We start from the raw sequence: 20,914 nt of genomic DNA on the forward strand, positions 1-20,914 counted from the left end.
CCCACGATGGCCCCCCTGACGAAGCCCGCCTAGTGACCCGATATCTGTTGCCGTTAATGCTACTTGTGCTGTCAGGGATCGCCTACGCGGCTCCTGACCTGCCCTTGAGCAAGGAAGACGCCGAGTGGTTACGCCACCATCCGGTCCTCACGGTCGGTGCCTACCGCGAGGGTTACCCGCCGTTCGAAGAGCTGAAGGACGGCCAGCTGGAGGGCCTGGGGCCGGATTACCTGCATGAGGTGGCAGGCGAGCTCGGGGTCACGTTCCAGACCAAGGTGTTCGCCACCTGGCCGCAGCTGCTCGCCGCTCTCGCGCGTGGTGAGATTGATGTGGCCACCAGCGTGACCCCGCTGGAGCTGGGTATGCCGGGTATTCGGGTCGGCGCGACCTACTTCGAATCCCTGCCGTCCCTGGTCCAGCGGAACGACGCTCCGATTATTCACCGCACCAGCGAACTGGCGGGCAAGCGCCTGGCCGTCCACGCGGGCTACTTCGACATGGCTGCCCTTCGCCGTGAACTGCCCGACACCACCCTGGTGGAGGTCGGTTCCACGGCCGAGGCCTTGCAGCGGGTACGCATGGGCGAGGTCAGCGCGTACATCGATAACCCGTATTCGGCACGCGAGTTCGTCGCCCGTCTGGGCATGGAGCATGAGCTGCACATCGGCGATCCGCTGGCCTTGCCGATCAGCGCGCTGGCGTTCGCTGTGCCGAGCACAGAGGCGCCGCTGGGGCGCGCGATCGACCACGCGCTGTCCGAGCTGAGTGCCGCCGACCATGGTCGCCTCCGCGCACCGTGGGTGGGACGTGACATCGCACCGCGGCCGCGCCAGTTCGCCATCCCGCTCAGCGAGCGTGAAAAGGCCTGGCTACACGACCTGCCGCCCCTGCGCCTTGGCGTGGATCCGAGCTATGCCCCCTTCAGCCTGATTACCGGCCAGGGCCAGGCGGAAGGCCTGGCCCTGGACTACGTACGTGAGATCGCCGCCGAACTCGGCCTGCGCCTCACCCAGGTGCCCAGCGAGAACTGGGCGGGGACGGTGGCGAGCGTCAAGCGTGGTGAGGTGGACCTGGTCGCCGCGATCAATCCGCAGAGCGCCACCTGGCCCTACCTGGAGCCGAGTACCTCCTACCTCGATTTCCCCATCATGATCGTCACCCGCGAGGGCGCGCCGGTGATCGCCGGGCGCGACGACCTCTCTGGCAAGCTCGTGCTTGGCAACACGACGCGTGAACCCATCCGCCGCCTGCTCGCGCGCATCCCGGGCCTGACCGTGGTGCCGGTGGGTACCGAAGAGGATGGCCTGCGCCGGCTGGCGGCGGGCGAGGGCGATGCGTTTGTCGGCAATCTCGCCTCGGTCGATTACCTTATTCGCGAGCACTTCCTGGGCCAGCTGAAAGTGGCTGCGCCCACGGGCGATAGCGAGGCTATCTCGATCGGCGTGCGCCGTGAGCTGGCGCCGTTGTTGCCGCTCATCAACCGCGTCCTGGTGAATCTTCCCACGCATCGCCAGCAGGAAATCCGCAATACCTGGTTCGCCTCGCACTATGTGGTGGGCCCGACCTGGCGCGAGATCGCAAGTCGCGTCCTGCCCTTCGTGGCCGTGCTGCTGGCCTCGCTTATCGCCATCAGCTATGCCTACCTCAACCTGCGGCGTGAAACCCGCCGGAGAGAGCGGACTGAGCGTCGGCTCGCGGAAGTCACGGCGCACGTGCCGGCGGTGGTGTATGAAGCCGTGCGCGATCCCGACGGGCAGTACAGCATGGCCTACGTCGGTGGCGATCCGCAGACCCTGCTTGGCATGGAACCAGGCGAGTTGCTCGGCGGTGGCGATCGCGATGGTCTTCCTGCGCCGGTGGCGCCCGAGGATCGCGATGCCTTGCGCGATGCCTTTGAGCGCTCGGCCCGCGATACCACGCCGTTGCACGTCACCGTGCGCGCGCAGGTCGGCGAGCGCGTGCGTTACCTCAGCTCCGATGCCGTGCCGCTGGCGGCGGCTGATGGCAACGTACGCTGGAATGGCTACTGGGTGGACGTGACCGCGCAGGAACTGGCCTCGCGTGGCATGGCCAAGGCACGAGACGAGGCCGAAGCGGCGACGCGCGCGAAGAGCGATTTCCTTGCCACCATCAGCCATGAAATCCGCACGCCGATGAATGGCGTGATCGGCTTGCTCGACGTTCTCGAACGCACGTCGCTGGATGGCGAGCAGAGGCGCATGGTCGCCACGATCGAACACTCGGCTGAGGCGCTCATGCACATCCTTGATGATGTGCTCGATTTCTCGAAGATCGAGGCGGGCCACCTCGCGCTGGATCCACGCCCCACCGATCCGCGCGCGCTCGTTGACGATGCGGTAGCGATCATGGCGGCGCAAGCGCAGGCCAAGGGGCTGGCCATCGAGGTCCGCATCGATGATGCACTCGCACCGGTGGTACTCGTGGATGATGGCCGCCTTCGCCAGGTCTTGTTGAACCTGGTGGGGAACGCGATCAAGTTCACCGCCGCGGGCTACGTCAGCGTGGGCGTGCACGTCGACCAGGAACACGCCGGCAGGCAGCGCATCCGCTTCGTGGTGAGCGACACCGGTATCGGGATCCATGCGGCGAAGTTGCGCCATGTTTTCGCGCCCTTCAGCCAGGCGGAATCGTCGACGACGCGACGCTTCGGCGGGACGGGGTTGGGCCTGAGTATCTCGCGCCGCCTGATCGAGCGCATGGGCGGCCACATCGTGATCCAGAGCGAGCCGGGCAAGGGCACGGTCGTGACCGCCACCGTGGAGTTACCGATCGGGGATCCGCTCGCGGTGGCTTCGTCTTCCCCGGCGGCGGCCATGCCGCAGGCATCGCAGCCCGTGGCCGCGGTGCGTATCCTCGTCGCAGAAGATCATCCGGTGAACCAGCAACTGGTCCGTGCGCAACTCGGCATGCACGGGCTTGGCTGCGAGATGGTAGACGACGGCGAGGCGGCGCTTGCCGCACTCGCGGTGGCGGATTACGACCTGTTACTCGTCGATTGCCACATGCCGAAGGTAGATGGGTATGAGGTGGCTCGCGAAGTGCGCCGGCGTGAGCAGGGCACGGGGCGCCACTTGCCGATCGTGGCGATGACGGCGGATGCGCGCGCGGACCAGCGTGAGCGCTGCACGGCGGCGGGGATGGATGATCTTCTGCGCAAACCCATTCGCCTCGAGCTCTTCCATGAGACGGTCGCGCGCTGGCTGGGGGTGGCGGCCACCGAATTTCCCGGCGTGCCCGCCTCGCCATCCGTGCCAGCACCGATCGACATGGAACGCATGCGCCGTGCGTTTGGCTCCGAGGCTAACGTCGCCACGGTGATCCAGGCTGGCATCGACGCCACACGCGGGGCGCTGGCGCGTTTCGACGAGGTGATCGCCAGCGGCGATGCCAACACCATCGCCGGATGGATCCATCACGTGCTGGGCGGGGTGAATGTTTACGGCGAGTCGGCGGTGGCTAGCGAAGGCGAGGCACTGGAGCTGGCGTTGCGAGAAGGTGGTGCGCTGGATGTCGACGCGGTCCGCAAATTTGCCGCGGACGTCGAAGCGTTCACCAAGATCCTGGCGAAACTCCCCCTGTAGGAGCGCGCTTGCGCGCGACATCTTTCGCCTCAACGCAGCAGGCCCTGTTGCTCTTTCGCGAAAGATGTCGCGCGCAAGCGCGCTCCTACACATACTCAACCGACAGCACGGCGAAGCGGGTCGGCCCGGCGGGGAGTACGGCCTCGAACTCATCATCCACACGCTTTTTCAGCACGGCGCGGGCCAGCGGCGAGTCGATGCTGATCCACCCCAGCTTCGCATCGGTCTCGTCGGGACCGACGATCCGGTAGCGAACCGTGTCCCCGGTCTCTACATGCTCCAGTTCGATAACCGCGCCGAAAAACACCGCATCAGCCTGCGAGGGCGCCGCTTCGACCACCTTCAGCACGGGAATCCGCTTGCTCAGGTAACGCGCCCGGCGGTCGATTTCGCCGAGCTGCTTCTTGCGGTAGATATATTCCGCGTTCTCCGAGCGATCCCCTTCGGCCGCGGCGGCGGCGAGTGCCTTTACGACCTCCGGCCGCACCGTATGCCATAGGTGGTCGAGCTCGGCCTTCAGTCGTTCGAAGCCATCACGCGTGATGATGGCCGTGGACGATGGCGAAGGTGGGCGCCAACGGCTCATGGGGTCACCGGGCGGGAAGGGTCGAGCATGTCCAGCATATCCATCAGGTCCTGCGAAACGGGGTGGCCGGGGTAAGCATGCAACAGCGATCGCGCCAGCGTCGCCGCCTGCTCACGCTCCTCCAACTGAAAATGCATGCGTACGGCGAGCAGGCCGTAGCTCGGCGCACCCATATCCCCGGGCCACAGGCGCAGGTAACCCAAGGCCAGCTGTAGCGCGAGGCGCGGCATGCCGCCGTGCGCCGCGGTATCGGCCAGCGGGCCGCAGGTGATGGGCGCGTCCGGCACGAACCCGGGGTCGACACCCAGACAATCCTGCACCACGCCAAGCGCGCGGCGGGTTTCGCCACCGACGACCAGCGCCGCGATCCAGATCTGGCCATGCACCAGCAGCTCGGGCAGGCGCTCCTGCGCGCGCAGCAGTTGCCGGTAGCGGGTGTGCATGGATGCGGGCGCAAGGCCTTCACGCAGGCGTTCGGTGAGGATATCGGTCGCGCCCGGGATATCGTCGCGGGCGATCTCGTTAACGTGCGCAAGCAGCGCATTGTCGTCGTCAGGATACCTCGCTTCGACCAGGGCATCGGATTCCGGGCGATAGCCGAGCCGTTCGTGATGGTGATGGATCAACGCGCCCATCAGGTGAAACGTATAGATCGCCAGATAGTTCGCCATGCCGTAATACGCGGCGGTGGCGAGGAAGACCGGGCCGCGCTGTTGCATCGCGTATTGCGCGCTGGCCTGTAACAGGCTGGCGACCAGGGTGACACCGAACAGCTTGAAATAGTCGACGCCGATGCGGCCGATCACGGCCACCCAGGTCAGTGGATTCAAGGCCGTTCCCGCACCGTCAAAGGTCAGCGACATCGTGACCACGGGGAGGACGAAAGCCATCGCAACGGCGAGCGGCAGCTGCAACCCCGGCATCTCGAGCAGCCACGGCACGAGGAACATCATCGCGTTGCCGAACATCTGGATGAGGATGAGCGCCTTGGTCGCGTCGCCCTCCGAGTGCATGGCCAGCTCCGGCGGATCGTCGAAGCCATCAGCCGTGTGGCGAAGGCATGCGAACGCATACCGGTAGAGCGCGATCCAGCCCACGCCGATCACCAGCAAACGCAGTATCGCGATCGGAAAGAAGGCGAGCAGGTCGAGCGCCGTGACACCCAGGATGGTGACGATCGCCGACCCGCGCATCGGATAGCGGAATCCGCTGACGATACGCCGGAAGAACGGGGTCGACGCATCGGCCAGTGCGACCCTCGGCATGGTCAGCGTTTCCCGCCGAAGATGCTGCCAAGGATGCCGCGCACGATCTGCTGGCCGGCACGCGAGCCAGCCGTGCGCACCATCGATTTGGCCATGGTTTCCAGCATGCCCTGGCGACGCTTGGTACCGAACACGGCATCGCGCACGGCACCACCCCAGCCATTGCCTTCGTCCTCACCCTTGTCGGCGCTCCGTACCGGGGGTGCATCGTCGGCGTTCTTCGCCGTCGCGCGCGCGGCGAGCATTTCCTCGGCGGACTCGCGGTTCACCGCATTGTCGTACTTCGCACCCACCGGCGAACGGGAGCGGACCGTCGTGCGCTCCTCGGCGGTAATAGCGCCAATGCGGCAGCGCGGGGTGGCAACGAGCACTTTCTGTACCGGTGACGGTACGCCACCTTCGCCCAGCGTGGAAGCCAGCGCTTCACCTGTACCCAGCGTGCCGATGGTTTCCACCACATCGAGCGCGGGATTCTTCGCGAAGGTTTCGGCCGCTGCTTTCACCGCCTTCTGGTCGCGTGGCGTATACGCGCGCAGCGCGTGCTGCACACGGTTGCCTAACTGACCGAGGATCTCGCCCGGCACGTCATCCGGGTTCTGCGAGCAGAAATACACGCCCACGCCCTTCGAGCGGATCAAGCGCACCACTTGTTCCACGCGCTGGCGCAGGGCAGGCGGCGCATCATCGAACAGCAGGTGCGCCTCGTCGAAGAAGAACGCGATCTTCGGCACATCGAGATCACCGACTTCGGGCAGTTGTTCGAAGAGTTCCGAAAGCAGCCAGAGCAGGAAGGTGGAATACAGCCGTGGCTTCAAAATAAGCGTATCGGCGGCGAGCACGTTGATAACGCCGCGGCCATTCATGTCCTGGCGCATCAGGTCGCTGAGTTCGAGTGCCGGTTCGCCGAAGAAATGATCGGCACCGTCCTGTTCCAGCTTCAGCAGGGCGCGCTGGATGGCGGCCACGCTCTGCGCGCTGATCAGGCCGTACTTCGCCGAGATGTCCTTCGCGTGCTCCGAGGCGAAGCCGAGCATCGAACGCAGGTCGGCCAGGTCGAGCAGCAACAGGCCCTCGTCATCGGCGACGCGGAAGATCACCTCGAGCACGCCTTCCTGGGTGTCGTTAAGTTCCAGGATGCGTGACAGGAGGGTCGGGCCCATCTCCGAGACGGTCGCCCGTACGGGGTGTCCGAGCTTGCCGTAGATATCCCAGAACACCACCGGGCTCGCCTGGGGCGCCCAACTGCTCAGGCCAAGTTTTGCCAGGCGGTCTTTCAGTTTGTCCGATGGCGCGCCGGCAGGCTGCGACAGTCCGGCGAGGTCACCCTTCGCATCGGCGAGGAAGCAGGGCACGCCCAGGCGTGAAAAGCCTTCCGCCAGCAGCATGAGGGTGACGGACTTCCCGGTGCCGGTGGCCCCGGCGATCATGCCGTGGCGGTTGCCGTAGCGGGAGTCCAGTTCGACGGCCGTGGTGTCGTTGCGTCCGATGAGGATGGCTGGCATGGTCCGTTCCTTAAGAATGTCCTGAACAAGTCTACGCAAGGATGCGCCACTACGGCGATTTTTCCGCTCAGCGGCTTGAGTCACGTAGGGTTACAGCGTAACGTTGCCGGCATTGTCTGACCTGGTCCCACGCATGCCGCTGCGCGCACGTTACGCCCTTCTCCTGCTGCCCCTGGCGATCCTCGCGGGTTGCGCTTCCGGCGGTTCGCCCCGCCCCGGCAAGGGTGGCAAGGCCACGCCGGAAGTGAATGCGTTGTACGACCGGATGAACCAGGCGAGCAAGGGGTACGAGGCGGCGATCGACCAGGCCCGTCGTGGCGATACCCAGCAGGCGGCGACGACCCGCAAGCAGGCGCTGGATCAATTGAAGGATGCCTCGGCCCGTTGCGGCCTGACCCCTGGCTGCGATCCGCAGCGTTTCGCCGCGGTGTTCGACCGGCTGCTCCGCCTGAAGGACGGCAGCTTCATCGAAGGCGAGGATTCGGATGACACCGAGCAGACCGCCGAGGTGGGCGAGCAGCCAGGTGATGCGGCCGGATCCGTCGCGCTCGGTTCGCTCCCGGAAGCCCAGCGCAGCGTCACGCTGCTGAAGGGCCAGAAATTCTCCGACATGATGGTGATGAACGGCCCGGTGAAGGCCGCGCTGGAGATGTGGCTGACCCAGCTGCGCCCGAACCTGATGGATGCGTACGTCAATTACCAGATGATGCGCTACAAGATGTGGCCGGCCTATCAGAAGGGTGACCTGCCCGAGGCGCTGTTGTTCGGCATCATGGCCAAGGAGTCGGGTGGCAAGGTCCACGCCGTGTCGCGCTCGGGTGCCTCCGGCCCGCTGCAGTTCATGTATGCCACGGGCCTGCGTTTCGGCCTGTCCAGCGATGGCGGCTTCGACCAGCGCTTCGACCCCATGCTTGCCGCCCAGGCCAACGCCGAGTACATCAACGAACAGCTTGGCGCGTTCAATAACAATCTCGAGATGACCCTTGCCGCCTACAACGGTGGTGAAGGGCGCATGCGCCGCATCGCGGCCAGCAGCCCCGGTGCCGGCTTCTACGATCCATCGATCTATAGCCAGATGTCCGCGGAAACGCGCGACTATGTGCCGATGGTGCTCGCCGCCGCGTGGCTGTTCCTGCACCCCGATAGCTACCACCTGAAATGGCCAAAGGTCGATGGCGTGGCGGGGCAGATCACGCTGACCCGCTCCGCGTCGCTGACCGAACTGACCGTGTGCCTGGGCTCCTCCGACGATATGCCCGAGGGCTGGTTCCGCACGCTGCGCAACCTCAACCCGCGCCTCGATCCGCAGGTGAGCCAACCGGCTGGCACACGACTCGACGTACCCAAGCAGCTCGAAAGGGCATACATGGCCAGTTGCACCACCGGCCCCTGGCCGATCCTCGCCAGTGACCTGCATAGCGCGGTGAAGATCGTTGCCCCGCCGCCACCGGCCGCTACCTCGGCTGCGCTGGCCAACGGTGGCGCCAACGGGCCGAACGGTCCGGGCCCGCAGTACCAGTACGGCAGCGGTTCGTCGTCATCCTCGAAATCGTCGGGGGGTGCGAAGAGCTACACGGTACGCAAGGGCGATACCCTGGTGAGCATCGCGCGTAAGAGCAGCTGTGCCGATGTGGAAGACATCGCAAAGATAAATGGGCTGAAGACCCATGCCCTCAGGGTGGGGCAGTCGCTCAAGGTGCCGGTCTGCCGCTAGGTCGCGGCAGAATCAGGATCAGGCGAGCGCCGAAGGCTCCATCCACTCGGCGCCGAAGTCACGACGATCCGGGGCGGAAAGCTCTTTGATCTGGCGCATCAGGCGCAGCACCTGGCGGTGCAGTTCTTCCATGCCGGGGCGACGCGAATCCAGGGTCTCGTGGTACACGGCCGCGATCCACAATGCCACGCCACGGGTGGCGATCAGCGGGTTGTCCGAGCGGGCCTTGCCCAGGCCCAGGTCAGGGCCGTGACCATACGTGCTGTAACGCTCTTCCGGCGGCGTGCCATACAGGTGGGGGAAATCGCAGGCGGCGGCCTGTTCCATCTCACGACGAACCAGTTGCTGCAGATCCGCATGGGTGCGGACGGGCAGGGCGAGCACCACGCGCTCGATATCCGCCAGTTGGCGGCGAAGGCGGATTTCGCGGTTTACGGCAATGAGATGTGTAACCAGACGCATGACGGCTTCCCCTATACGGCACTGCGTGTCTGGACGCCAACCCTTTGCCCCATGGCGTCCGAGGGTCGAAGCATACCGTGCTGGTACGTCAAATGTAAGACGTTTTCGTCACAATGTGACGCGTATGGTCAACCGCTTTTAGACGCTACCAGCCCACTGTCCCAGGCGCTGTCCGACGACAACTTGTTGTTGCGGTTGGAGATTGTCGAATTCGTACCCTTCGGGAAGCAGTAGAATTACGGTAGAGCCCATGTTGAAACGGGCCATTTCGGCAAACCGTTCGAGCTTCAGCCCGCGGCTGCGGCAGTCGGTACGGATGATGTCCGACGCGTAGGGCGGAATGGCGAGGCCATCCCATACCGTGGCGACGCTCGATACGAGGATCGCGCCGACCATCACCGACACGAACGGACCATGTGCGCCTTCGAAGCTGCACACCAGGCGCTCGTTTCGTGCGAACAGGCGCGGAATGGCTTCCACCGCGAACGGCGCCACGCTGAAAATGCGGCCGGGCACGTGCGTGGTGCCGGTGAGTTCGCCTTCGAGCGGCATGTGCACGCGGTGGTAGTCGCGTGGCGAGAGATAGATCGTCGCGAAGCTGCCGTTGCGGAAGGGCACGGCGGCCTCTTCGCTGCCCAGCAATTCGGCGGCCGTGTACTCCTGGCCCTTGGCCTGGAAGATACGCCCATCGCGGATCCGCCCCGATTGGCTGATGCGGCCATCAGCCGGGCAGAGGATCGCCTGCGGATCGGGATCGGCAGCGCGCGCACCCGGTTTCAACTTGCGGGTGAAAAACGCATTGAAATGGGGGTAGGCCAGCGGATCAGGCTGTGCGGCCTGGCCCATGTCCACGTTGTAGTTCCGCACGATCGTCTCGATCAGGAAATTCTTCCACGGCGCCCACTCCCAGCGGGTCGCCTGGTAGACGATCCGGGAGAGGAACCGGTGCGGGAGGATGTACTGCAACAGGACACTGGGTTTCATCGCGGGGAGTATAGGGGACTGGCGCCGATGCACCAGCACCCCCGCGGCAGGCTTCGCCGACGGGGCGCGTGCACATTTCCTTCATCTGGCCGCACCTATAGACGGTTGCGGAGGCGAGCCGCCACGAAAACGTGCGGTCCGCCGCTCTGCACGGAAGGGCCAGGAGGCCCCGGGGGTGGGAGCGGAGGAGGGGGCCTTTGCAGCGGTACCCGGGCACTTGATTGCCCCCGTGCGCCATGTCGCTCCGGACGGCGGCGCTAACGGGAAAACAATCATGACAACCTGTGATGCGTATCTCCGTCGCCCGGCCACGGGCGGCGCGCCCCGGGTCGTGCTTGCCCTTGCGATCGCCACCGCGCTGCTCGGCCCCTGGATCGAGGCGCAGGCGCAGACCGTCGCGGTACCTCCCTACAACCCCATCGACAACGACCAGGAAGTCGGCCGTACCGATGTGGCTGCCGGCGCCAGCGTCACCATCAACGGGCCCCAGCAGTTCGCCGCCGGGCAGACGGGCGGCCAGGACACGACGTTGCAGCAGCTGAGTGACCTTGGCCGGATCATTTCCGGGTCGCAGTGGATCGGTGTCGGGCGCCTCAATCCCGGCGCGCAGAACCTTGGCATCACGGTGAAGGATCCGATCACGGGTACTAACCGTGTGGTCTCTGTCTTCAACAACAATAATCTCTTCGCGCTGCCGGTCGTGGCGTATTCCACGGTCGTCCCGGACATCATCAACGTCGGCGACAACCAGTACATCGATGCACGCGTGGGCCAGGTCGGTCCCGGTGGCGGCACGTTGACAGTGGCGCTGGGTTCCGGTGCGAACAGCCAGGACCCTACGAACAGCTGGTCGATGGCCGCGAAGCAAACCAACCTTTTCTATGCGGATGGCACGGGTACGGCTGCAAGCAACCTTACCTGGGCGGGACAGAACCGGATCACGTTTACAGGTGAGGTCGCCGACCCCACCCAGCCGCGTAGCTACGGTGTCTCGTTCGTCGCCCACTATGGCGGCACCTTCAACGTAACGACCGCGGATGGAACGGCATCACACACGGTCACCAACGATGCGCAGCTGCGTGACTACAACACGTTCCTCATTAACCAGATAAGCGCTGGAAAACTCGACCCCGCGCAGTACATCACGCTGTTCTCGCTCGGCTATACCTCGACGACCGAACAAATCACCTACGGCATCACCGCTGATAGCCCGCCGGATGATGTCGCCCAGCCGATTGGCGATCGTATCGTCATGCGCCTGGTCGGGCCGAATGCGCATGGGACGATCAATGCAGGCGCAGTGCTTGAGGTCGTGAACGCGAACGGCGGTGCCGTGCGTGCGGATAGCGGTGCCTCGTTCGTCAACAACGGCTCGCTTGGCGCGCAACACAGCAGTGGCGATGGCTCGGCCCTGGTCCTCACCGGCGCAAGCAGCGGCACGAATGCGGGTGTGATCAACGGTAATTTTTTCCCGAACGCGGGTGGCGGGATATCCAGCGGTGCCTTCGGCGCGAACATCGTCGATGTGCAAACGGGCAGTACGTTCAACAACGTCGCGGGTGGCATCATCAACCTTGCGACGGGTACGACGAACGGAGCTGGCAAATCGACCGGCATCCGTGTCGGTTCCAATGCGGTCGCGACCAACAACGGCTTCGTCAACGTCGGCGTGACCGGCTCCCGCTCGAACGGATCCATGGATGGGATCTATCTCAACGACGCGACGGCTTCGTTCACCAACGGTGCCAGTGGTCTGATCTACATTGGCCGTGGGCCGCAATATGCACCGGGTGACGCCCCTGCCGATCTTGCCGTCAACCAGGGAACGATCACGACGGGCATCAACGTACCCACGGCGGCGCTGGTCAACAACCAGGGCACCATCACGATCGGGACGGGTACGCAGAACGCGGCAGGCATCCTGGTGACCGCGCCTGCGGCGAATGTGACCAATGCGGGTACGATCAATATCAATGGGCGCGCGGCGGCTGTTCCGCGGGAAAACATCGGCATTTCTGTCGTGAATGCCGGGGCCACGGGCCCGGGCATTCGTAACACCGGCACCATCAATGTGACCGGCGTCAATGGCACGGGCCTGAAGGCGGTCTCGACGGCAGGGACCGCGTCGCTCATTCATTCCACTGGCACGGTCAACGTCGCTGGCGGCGCTGACCCGGCCAGCGGCACGCGTAACTACGGTGTATGGGTCGAAGGTCAGGGTAGCGCGACCGCGACCGGCGATATCCAGGGTCCGGTCAACCTACAGGGCGATGGCGCTATCGGCATCCACGCGCGCGGCCGGGCCACGGTGAACGTCGCAGCGGGGGCGGCGCCGACCTTTCAGTCGGGTAGCAAGCAGATCGGCTTCTACGCCTTCGGGGACAACGCGAAGATCAATGTGGGCGCCGGGTCGGCGCTGGATGTCTCGACCCCGCAATCGACCCTGTTCCGCCTGGATAGCGGTGCGGACTTCGATGGTACCGGACTGACCGTGACAGTATCCGGAGCCCAGGCCACGGGCGTCGTGGGGTCGGGCACCGGTTCCGTGCTGAGCACGAAGAACGCCGTGATCAACGTCACCGGTGCGGGTGCCCAGGGTGTCGTGGCCGAAGGCGGTTCGAAGGCGACCATCGACGCGGCAACGACCATGTCGCTGACCGGTGCGGGCGCGATCGCCGGCGTGGCGGATGGCCAGAAGCATGACCTTACGGGTGCCGCCAGCGGTGCCGTGTCCACTGCGACCTCGGTGAACAGCCTGGCGACGTTGAACTCGTCTACTGCGGGTGTGATCGGCCTGATCGCCCGCAACAAGGCGACCCTGGTCAACGCCGGTGCACTCAACTTCAGCGGTGCGAACACGACGGGCCTGATCGTCGAAACCAGCGCCGTCGCGACCAACAGCGGATCGGTAAATCTCGGTGGCCCCGAAGCTACCGGAGCCATCCTTCGCTCGGCCGGCTCGCTAGCAAACAACGGAAGCATCGTCGTCGCGAACGGCACCGGCGTGCGTGTGGAGGGCGCTGGCAGCACGCTCAATCCGGCGGGAACCATCACTGTTAATGACGGGCACGCTGGTGTGTGGCTGGCATCCGGCGCGAGCCTTACCCTGGGTAGCGGCAATGCGGCGATCACCACGAAGGGCAGTGCCCATGGCGTGCTTGTGGATGCAGGCGCCACTTCACTCGTCGCGAACGGCACGACGATCTCCACGCTGGGTACGGGCAACGCGATCGAGAACGCCGCGGAGACCGGCGCAGTCACCTTGAACGGCGTCACCCTGCATTCGGGCAATGGCGCCGGGCTGCGAACGGCCACAGCGATCGACCCGGCATCGACCGCGACATTCGAGGTCGATGGGAGTGGCGTCGGCTATGCGTTCCGCAAGGCGGATCGCTCGGCTGCGACCACAGATCTCACGCTTGGCAGTGGTTTCACGATCCACGGCAATGGTGCAGGGAGCACCGGTATCCAGGCCTTGACGAGTGGTGCGGTGAATACCGCGGCGAACGTGAGCATCCTCAACGCCGTGGGTGGTTCCGCCCTCGTCGCTGGCACGGCATCTTCCGTAGCGAACAGCGGTAATCTGTCGTCGGCCAGCACGGTGGCGCCAGTGGTCGATCTCGCGAACGGTACGGGGACATCGCTGACGAATACCGGCAGCATCTCCGCGATTTCCCCTTCAGCCCCGGCGGTCCGCGGCAGCGCAGGTAGCGACGCGGTCACGCTCGCCGGCGGCAGCGTGCAGGGCGAGATCGCCACGGGCGAAGGCGGCGATACCTTCGACTGGAGCGGAGGTTCACTCAACGGTGGTCTGACGATGGGTAGCGCCGGGAATCGCGCCACGCTGGGCGCCGTGGATACCTCGAGCACGTATCACCTGCTGGCTGGCAGCGGCGGCGGTAACACCTTGACCCTGGTCGGCACAGCGGCGCGCGGCGGCACCTTCAACGCGGATACCTTGGGCAAGGGTATCAACCTGCAAGGCTGGAACACGTTCAATCTTACGCAAGGTGCGGCGTTCACGCTCACCGACAAGCTCGTCCTCGCCGGCAGCGACGTCAACATTGATGCGTCGTCCACACTCTTCGCGGGCGATAACGTGCACCCCGTGATCTCCGCCGCCATGCCGGGCGACGCCAACGTGACCAACGCAGGCACCATCGACCTGACCAACGGTGCGGGTTCACCAGGCAACACGCTAACGATCGACGGAAACTACACGGGTAACACCGGTACGTTGAAGCTAGTCACAACCCTTGATGCGGGTGGCTCACTGGCTGCGCAGACCACGGATCGCCTGTTGGTCCAGGGCGATGCCAGTGGCGAGACCGTCCTCGACATCACGCCATCCGTGCTGAGCAGCGGCGCGCTTACCGATGTCAACCACAACGGCTACGTCGGCGCCGACGAGGGCATTTCGGTGGTCCAGGTTGCGGGCGCTTCGACGGGTGGTGCGTTCCGCGTCGATGGGGGCTATCTCGCCTTTGGCCCGTACCAGTACGGCCTGTACGCGTTCCAGCCGGGTTCGAGTGACGCCGCGCAACGCGTGGTCGGTGGAACGACATCCGGCGACGCGTTCTGGGATTACCGCCTTGGTAACGTGATCGTCTGCAACGGCCCTTGCCCGGCACCGACGACCGAATCGCCGGCACCCACGCCACCACCGGGGCAGGCCTATATCGCGCCGCCACCAGCGACCGGCCCACTTGCCGAGGCGGATTCCCGCCCCGCTGTGGTGCCCCAGGTGCCGGTCTCGATCGTCTCGCCCTCGGCGCTGGCGTTTTATGGTTATCGCGCGATCGATAACCTGCACCGCCGGCTCGGCGAAGTACGCAACATGAATGATCAGGGCGAAGGCCTCGGTGGCGAGACCTTCGTACGTTACTTTGGCGGCGATTATCACTACGCCACCAACCGTTCGTTCCGCGACTACGGCTACGACTACGACGTGGACATGCGCGCGGTGCAGGTCGGCACCAACATCTTCGCGCTGGATGCCGAGCGATCCACCCTGCGTGCCGGCGTGGCGTACACGCACGGCACGACACGGCTGGACCCGAAAGCGGCGGATGGTTACAGCCATGCGAAGCTGACCACCAACTCCATCGCGATGTTCGTCACCTGGCAGCACGTGAGCGGCTTTTACATCGACGTCGTGGCATCTGGCGATCGCCACACCGGTGACGTCGACACGGCGCGCGCGAAGGATGCCGCACGCATCCGCGGTTCGGGCTGGGCCGGCTCGGTTGAATCCGGCTACCCATTCCGCTTCGATGGCGGCTGGGAACTCGAACCGCAGTTGCAGCTCACCCGCCAGCACATCGGCCTACGTGACCAGGTCGATGTGGATCATGTGACCACCCGTTACTCACCCTTCGAGCAGACGATAGGTCGCGCAGGGCTGCGCTTCGATCGCACATGGACCACGGATGCGGGCAGCCTGTTCACACCGTACGCCCGGGCGAATTACATCAAGGGCTGGGGCGGTGTGTCGAAAGTGGTGGTGGGCGCCGAAGGCTTCGACATCTCACAACAGTTCGGCGGTGGCAAGTTCGGCCAGATGGTGGAGCTGGGTCTGGGCGGGACCTGGGCGTGGCGGAACAAGCTGTCTGTCTACGGAGAGGCCGATTGGCAGAACAAGATCGGCAGCGCCGGCGCACGGGGTTGGGCGGCGAACCTGGGTCTGCGCTGGGATTTCTGAGGGTATCGGGAACGGCCTCGCCGCCAGGATCTATGATGTTGTAGGAGCGCGCTTGCGCGCGATGGGGCTTGTCGCGAGCCCCTATCGCGCGCAAGCGCGCTCCTACAGGGTTAGTGCACTACCGGGAGTTCGAGGTAGGTACCGTTTTCACCGTCGCGGATGATCTTCTGCGTGGCCTTCACGTAATCGCCAGGCTTGGCGTTGAAGATGTTCGGGACGAAGGTTTGCGGGTTGCGGTCGTACAGTGGGAACCAGCTCGACTGGATCTGCACCATCACGCGGTGCCCGGGCTGGAACACATGATTGACCGTCGGTAGCGGGAAGCTGAAGGGCAGGGCCTTGTTGGCTTCGAGCGCCTTGGGCTTGTCGTAGCCCTCGCGATAGCGGCCGCGGAAGATTTCCATGGCCACGGGTAACTGGTAACCCCCCATGGAAGGCTTCTCTTCGACGTCATCGGGATACACATCGATCAGCTTCACCACCCAGTCGCTATCCGTGCCGCTGGTGGATGCGAGCAGGTGCACCCGTGGTTCACCCGAGACGCCCATGGGCTTGTCCAACACCGGCGAGACGTAGGTGAGCACATCGGTGCGCGTGGCGAACTGGCGCTGGTCATCGACCAGCCATTCCGGCCACGAGTCTTCGCGATCGGCCACGCCATGGGACCACGACTGGATCGGACGCACGCGGTAAGGCACTGGCTTGGCCGGGTCCGAGATGTACTCGTCGTCGCCGCTCGCGGGAGCGGTCGTGGCCAGGCCGCCGTTCGGCTCCGCATACCAGCGCTGTTGTGTCGGGGCGCATCCCGAGCGGCATGATGACGGCCAGGTGTCGAGCTGGCGCCACGCGTTCTCGCCCGTCACGAAGGCATTCACCGGGGCGATGTTCGCCTTTGGCGCGTCATCGTTAAGGTACTGGGCGAGGAACGGGCGCAGCATGGTCTGGCGGAAGGTCTTGCCGGTGTCGCTGCCCAGTTCGATCGCGCCGATGGTGCTGGCGTTTTCCCAGGTCTTGGCGTGGCGCCACGGACCGAGCACCAGCCACAGCTTCTCGTGGCTCGGGTCGCGTGGAGCGAGTGCGCGGTAGACCGCCATGTCGCCGTAGTTGTCTTCCTGGTCCCAGAGGCTGTGCACCAGCATCGTCGGGACCGTCATCGGTTCTTTCGCGGCAATCTTGTCGAGCGCCTGCTCCGACCAGAAGCTGTCGTAAGCCGGGTGAGCGAGCACCTTCTGCCAGAAGCCGAGCGCTTCCATGCCGTAGGCGCGGCCAATATCACCCGCCGAACCGCCCTGGAGGTACAGGTCGTAATCGTCGCGGTAGCCCGTGGTCCAGCCGATGTTGCTCTTGCGCGAGTTCACCATGCCGTAGATGTACGGGATCATCTGCTGGCGGAAGGCGCCCCTATGGAACCAGTCGTCGCCCATCCAGCCATCGATCATCGGGTTGATCGGCACGGCCACTTTCAGCGCGGGGTGCGGATGGATCGTGGCGATCATCGCCTCGAAGCCATCGTAGGAAATGCCGATGATGCCGACCTTGCCGTTCGACTCGGGCACGCGCTTCACCAGCCAGTCGATCGTGTCGTAGATATCGGAGGATTCGTCGATCGCCGTGGGGTTGCCGTGGCCGATCGGCGGCCGGTTCATCACGAAGTCGCCTTCGGAACCGTTCTTGCCGCGGATGTCCTGGATGACCCGGATATAGCCATCCTGGACGATGATGTCAGCGGGGTTGTCGTAACCGCGGAGCGTCGGCCCGAGGTTCGGGCTATCGGCGCGATGGCCCATGCCATCGGCACCGTAAGGTGTGCGGGTGAGCAGGATGCCGGCGTGCGTGGCACCTTTCGGCACCAGGATCACGGTGTGCAGCTTCACACCATCGCGCATCGGGATATCGACGGTACGCCGCTCGTAGGTGAAGCCCGGGTTCGTGGGCGCGAAATGCGCCGGGATTTCCGTGGGCAGCTCTTTGTAGGTCTTCTCGCCGCCGACCGCCGGGGTCGCGAGGACCCCGGCGGCAAGCGCGACGATACCCAGTCGCATGAGTGGATGCATGGAAACTCCGTCAGAAGTCGTACGTGATGCCAAAGCGGGCGTAACGCGGCTGGGTGTAGCCGATGACCTGCTGGTAGCCATCGTTCACCGAGTTCGTGCTGCCCGAGACCGGGTTGGTCCGCTGCGAACGCTGCTGGTTGAGGATATTGAACACCGAGACGGAGAAGGCGAGCTTCTTGTCGGCCCACAGCGGGCGGTATTCGGTGCTCACGTCGACCAGTTCTTCCCACGGCTCGCGGCCCTTGGCGCCGTACGCCGACGGCACGCCAAAGCAGAAGTGGTAGTAGCTGCCGTAGCCCGAGGGATCGCTCTCGTTCGCGCCGTAACGGCCCAGGCACGACTTCGGCAGGCCGGACTGGATCAGGATGTTGGCCGAGATCAGCCATTCCGGTGCGATCTGGTACGAGCCGTACAGCTTCAACTGATGCTTGCGGTCGTTGCCGAGGTCACCGTTCGCGTAGTTCATCAGCGTGGCGTAATCCCAGTCACGCGAGGCGGCGACCGAGCCCTGGCCCACGTCCGAACGCACCTGGCCTTCGGTGTTGCCGTAGCTGTGCGACCACAGGTAATCGACCTTGCCCGACCACACGCCATCGAACGGGTGCGACAGGTACAGGTCGAGGCCGTAGTAGTTGCGCTTCAGGTGCGGGAAGCCGAAGTCGGCGTTGGTCACCGTGACATCCGTGTAGCCGCCGTTGGCATTGGCCAGCGAATACACGTTGGCGCGGCCCGGGTTCGACAGGTAGCAGCTACCGACCGTCACCGCGTCGATATCGGCACCTTGGGCGATCGCGGCGCGGCTGATCGCACCGTTGTCGCAGACGTCGTCCAGTGCGTTACGCAGCTTGCGCGCCGTAGCCTTCACACCGGCCACCCAGTTCGCATTGATCTGCTTGTCCGCGCCCAGGATGAATTCGTCCTGGTATTCCGACTTGATGTTCTTCGCGCTGACGGTCTTGGGGTCGGGCGGCTGGCCGTATTCGCCGTTAGGCGACACGGCGCCACCGGTGGCCGACTTGATGAAGTTCACGCCGGTGGGCAGGCCATCCGCGCCGATGCCGGTATAGGTGAAGTACTCGTTGGTCGCGAGCGAACCCGCCGAGGTGCGCAGTGCGACCGAGGCCGGCATGGCGAGGAAGTAGCGACCCGCGTTGCCGTACACCTTCAGGCTGGAATCACCGTACACGTCCCAGCTGGCGCCAAGGCGCGGGGCCCACTGCGGCTTGGTCAGCTTGAGGTACGGCTGGCCGGACGGATTGTAGTTAGTGAACTGGTCGTTGCGGATGCCCAGCGAGAGCAGGACGCGATCGTTCACCTGCCAGTCGTCCATGATGTACTGCGCGCGCTGCTTCACGCGCACCGAGGCTAGCGTGTTGTAGTGGCGGTAGTAGCCGTAATAACCCGTGGCGCCGCCCGGGTAATTGGCCGGCTTGTCCACAAACGGGCTGTCACTGATGTTGAGGTTCGGATCGCCCTTGGCGTACCACAGCTCGTAACCGTCACCACCGATCGTGGTGCCGTCATCGATATCCTTGGAATCCTGGTTATCGATACCGGCGGTGATCGAGTGGCTACCGATCTTGTAGTTCAGGTCGACGCGCAGGTTGCGGTTGGTCGACTCGTGGTCCGGGTTGTCGATCGTATCCAGGGTCTGGCCGTTGTTGATCGGCGTGCCGCCGTTGAGCGCGGGATTCTGCTGGCTCACGTTGCCGATGAACGGACCGGTGACGCCCGTATCCGGCGGCTCGTTGTAGTACGTGAGCTTGGACTTGCCGTACAGCGCCGTCAGGGTCAGGTCGTCAGTGATGTAGCTGGTGAACTTGGCCACGTAGACCATGGCCTTGGTCTTGTACGTCGAGTCTTCGCTCGCGTAATCACCGATGGTGTTGGTGTCGTAATCGTAGTTGTACTTGTTGCCGTTCGAGCGGTGGGTCTGGTTGACCCCGGTCAGCTCCAGGATGTTGTTGTCATTGATGTTCCAGTCGAGCTTGCCGTACCACTTCGGATCCTTGTACGTGTACTTGGTGTCGTACGAGTGGTTCACGTCGCCCAGGCTGTTGCCCTGGGTACGTTCCATTTCCACGGCAGCGAACGCGTACAGCTTGTCCTTGATCAGCGGGCCACCGGCGTAGGCGCTGATGGTCGAGGTCCACTCGTGGTTACGGTCATTGCGCTGGTTGATCGTGCCCGGGGGCGCCGGGTTGTCATGGCCATAGGTGATGTTGCGCGCGCTGGCACGGGCGAAGTCCGGCTCCCACAGCACCTGGGCACCGAAATGCCACTCGTTGGTACCGCGTTTGCCGACCTGGCTGATGACGCCGCCATCCGAGCGGCCGTACATCGCCGAGTAGCCGCCGCTCAGGATTTCCTGCTGGTCGATCGCGCCGTACGGCAGGGTCACACCGCCGAAACCGCTGAGCGGATCGGTCGTGTTCATGCCGTTGATGTAGTACGCGTTCTCCGAGACGGCCGAACCGGCAAAGCTCACCAGGCTGCCGCCAAACGCGTTCTTGAATCCGCTGTAACCCGGTGAGGCGCCCGGGGCGAGCAGGGCCACGGCTTCGGCCGAGCGCTGCAGGGGCAGGCGGGCGAGATCGGTCGAGGTGATCACCGTGCTGGAGGCGACGGTCGCGACGTCGATCTTGGGCAGCGTGCTGGCCGAGACGGTGACGGCGCTCAGGTCCTGCGCGTTTGACGACGAGGCGTCGGCGAACGACACATCGGTGGCGGCGCCGACGCGCAGGGTGACGTTGTCGCGCGTATCCACCGCCTGGCCGTTCGCGCGGAGCGTGACCTTGTAGGTGGCGAGGGGAAGGGACTCGGCGGTGTAACGGCCGCGCGAGTCGACAGCGACTTCACGGGTAAGGCCGTTGCTGCCTTCGATCAGCACGGTCTCGCCGGCGCTGGCGGGCGCCGAGCCCGTGATGCGGCCGGTGGTGGCCTGGCCGTAAGCCAGGCCGCTGAACGTCGCGGCGACCGCAGCGCACAGCAAGGTACGGCGAAGTGCGGGTAGGGAACTCATGGGGATGCTCCGGAAAGGCGGG

At 64.8% G+C, this 20,914-nt stretch carries 10 protein-coding genes; 3 read left to right on the forward strand and 7 right to left on the reverse strand.

All coding sequences use genetic code 11. The features are described from left to right. The first annotated feature begins 104 nt into the window (after nucleotides 1-104). Nucleotides 105-3,602, forward strand: coding sequence for an ATP-binding protein (locus VGN46_RS12070; RefSeq protein ID WP_331643944.1), 3,498 nt, complete (start codon nucleotides 105-107; stop codon nucleotides 3,600-3,602). 85 nt (nucleotides 3,603-3,687) lie between these two features. On the opposite strand, the gene greB is transcribed toward VGN46_RS12070, so the two are convergent. Genes greB through VGN46_RS12085 form a run of 3 tightly spaced genes read right to left on the reverse strand, consistent with a single transcriptional unit; the run spans nucleotide 3,688 to nucleotide 6,955 of the window. Next, the gene (gene greB / locus VGN46_RS12075) at nucleotides 3,688-4,188 is read right to left on the reverse strand and encodes a transcription elongation factor GreB (RefSeq protein ID WP_331643946.1); all 501 of its coding nucleotides are present in this window, start codon (nucleotides 4,186-4,188) and stop codon (nucleotides 3,688-3,690) included. Then, entirely contained in the window at nucleotides 4,185-5,453 is a 1,269-nt protein-coding gene (locus VGN46_RS12080) for a hypothetical protein (protein ID WP_331643947.1), read from the reverse strand. Before VGN46_RS12080 ends, greB begins: the two co-directional genes overlap by 4 nt. Nucleotides 5,454-5,455: 2 nt before the next feature. Continuing rightward, entirely contained in the window at nucleotides 5,456-6,955 is a 1,500-nt protein-coding gene (locus tag VGN46_RS12085; protein WP_331643949.1) for a helicase HerA-like domain-containing protein, read from the reverse strand. A 133-nt stretch (nucleotides 6,956-7,088) separates the two neighbouring features. On the opposite strand from VGN46_RS12085, the gene VGN46_RS12090 reads away from it, so the two are divergent. Next, nucleotides 7,089-8,669 carry a lytic transglycosylase gene (locus VGN46_RS12090; RefSeq protein WP_331643966.1) on the forward strand — a complete coding sequence of 527 codons (1,581 nt, stop codon included), beginning with the start codon at nucleotides 7,089-7,091 and terminating at the stop codon, nucleotides 8,667-8,669. Between the two features lie 18 nt (nucleotides 8,670-8,687). On the opposite strand, the gene VGN46_RS12095 is transcribed toward VGN46_RS12090, so the two are convergent. Continuing rightward, entirely contained in the window at nucleotides 8,688-9,131 is a 444-nt protein-coding gene (locus VGN46_RS12095) for a hypothetical protein (protein WP_331643950.1), read from the reverse strand. A 138-nt stretch (nucleotides 9,132-9,269) separates the two neighbouring features. Then, nucleotides 9,270-10,115, reverse strand: coding sequence for an archaetidylserine decarboxylase (gene asd, locus VGN46_RS12100; protein ID WP_331643951.1), 846 nt, complete (start codon nucleotides 10,113-10,115; stop codon nucleotides 9,270-9,272). A gap of 274 nt (nucleotides 10,116-10,389) precedes the next feature. On the opposite strand from asd, the gene VGN46_RS12105 reads away from it, so the two are divergent. Further along, nucleotides 10,390-15,816 (forward strand): autotransporter outer membrane beta-barrel domain-containing protein, encoded by a 5,427-nt coding sequence (locus tag VGN46_RS12105; protein WP_331643952.1) that lies wholly within the window; start codon nucleotides 10,390-10,392, stop codon nucleotides 15,814-15,816. A 110-nt stretch (nucleotides 15,817-15,926) separates the two neighbouring features. Here the strand turns inward: VGN46_RS12105 and VGN46_RS12110 are convergent, their stop codons facing one another. Then, a complete protein-coding gene (locus VGN46_RS12110) occupies nucleotides 15,927-17,870 on the reverse strand; it encodes a CocE/NonD family hydrolase (protein WP_331643953.1) in 1,944 nt (647 codons plus the stop codon). A 10-nt stretch (nucleotides 17,871-17,880) separates the two neighbouring features. Then, the gene (locus tag VGN46_RS12115; protein WP_331643954.1) at nucleotides 17,881-20,892 is read right to left on the reverse strand and encodes a TonB-dependent receptor; all 3,012 of its coding nucleotides are present in this window, start codon (nucleotides 20,890-20,892) and stop codon (nucleotides 17,881-17,883) included. Between the last annotated feature and the right edge of the window lie 22 nt (nucleotides 20,893-20,914).

Source organism: Luteibacter sp., from assembly GCF_036500425.1.
Taxonomy (GTDB): domain Bacteria; phylum Pseudomonadota; class Gammaproteobacteria; order Xanthomonadales; family Rhodanobacteraceae; genus Luteibacter.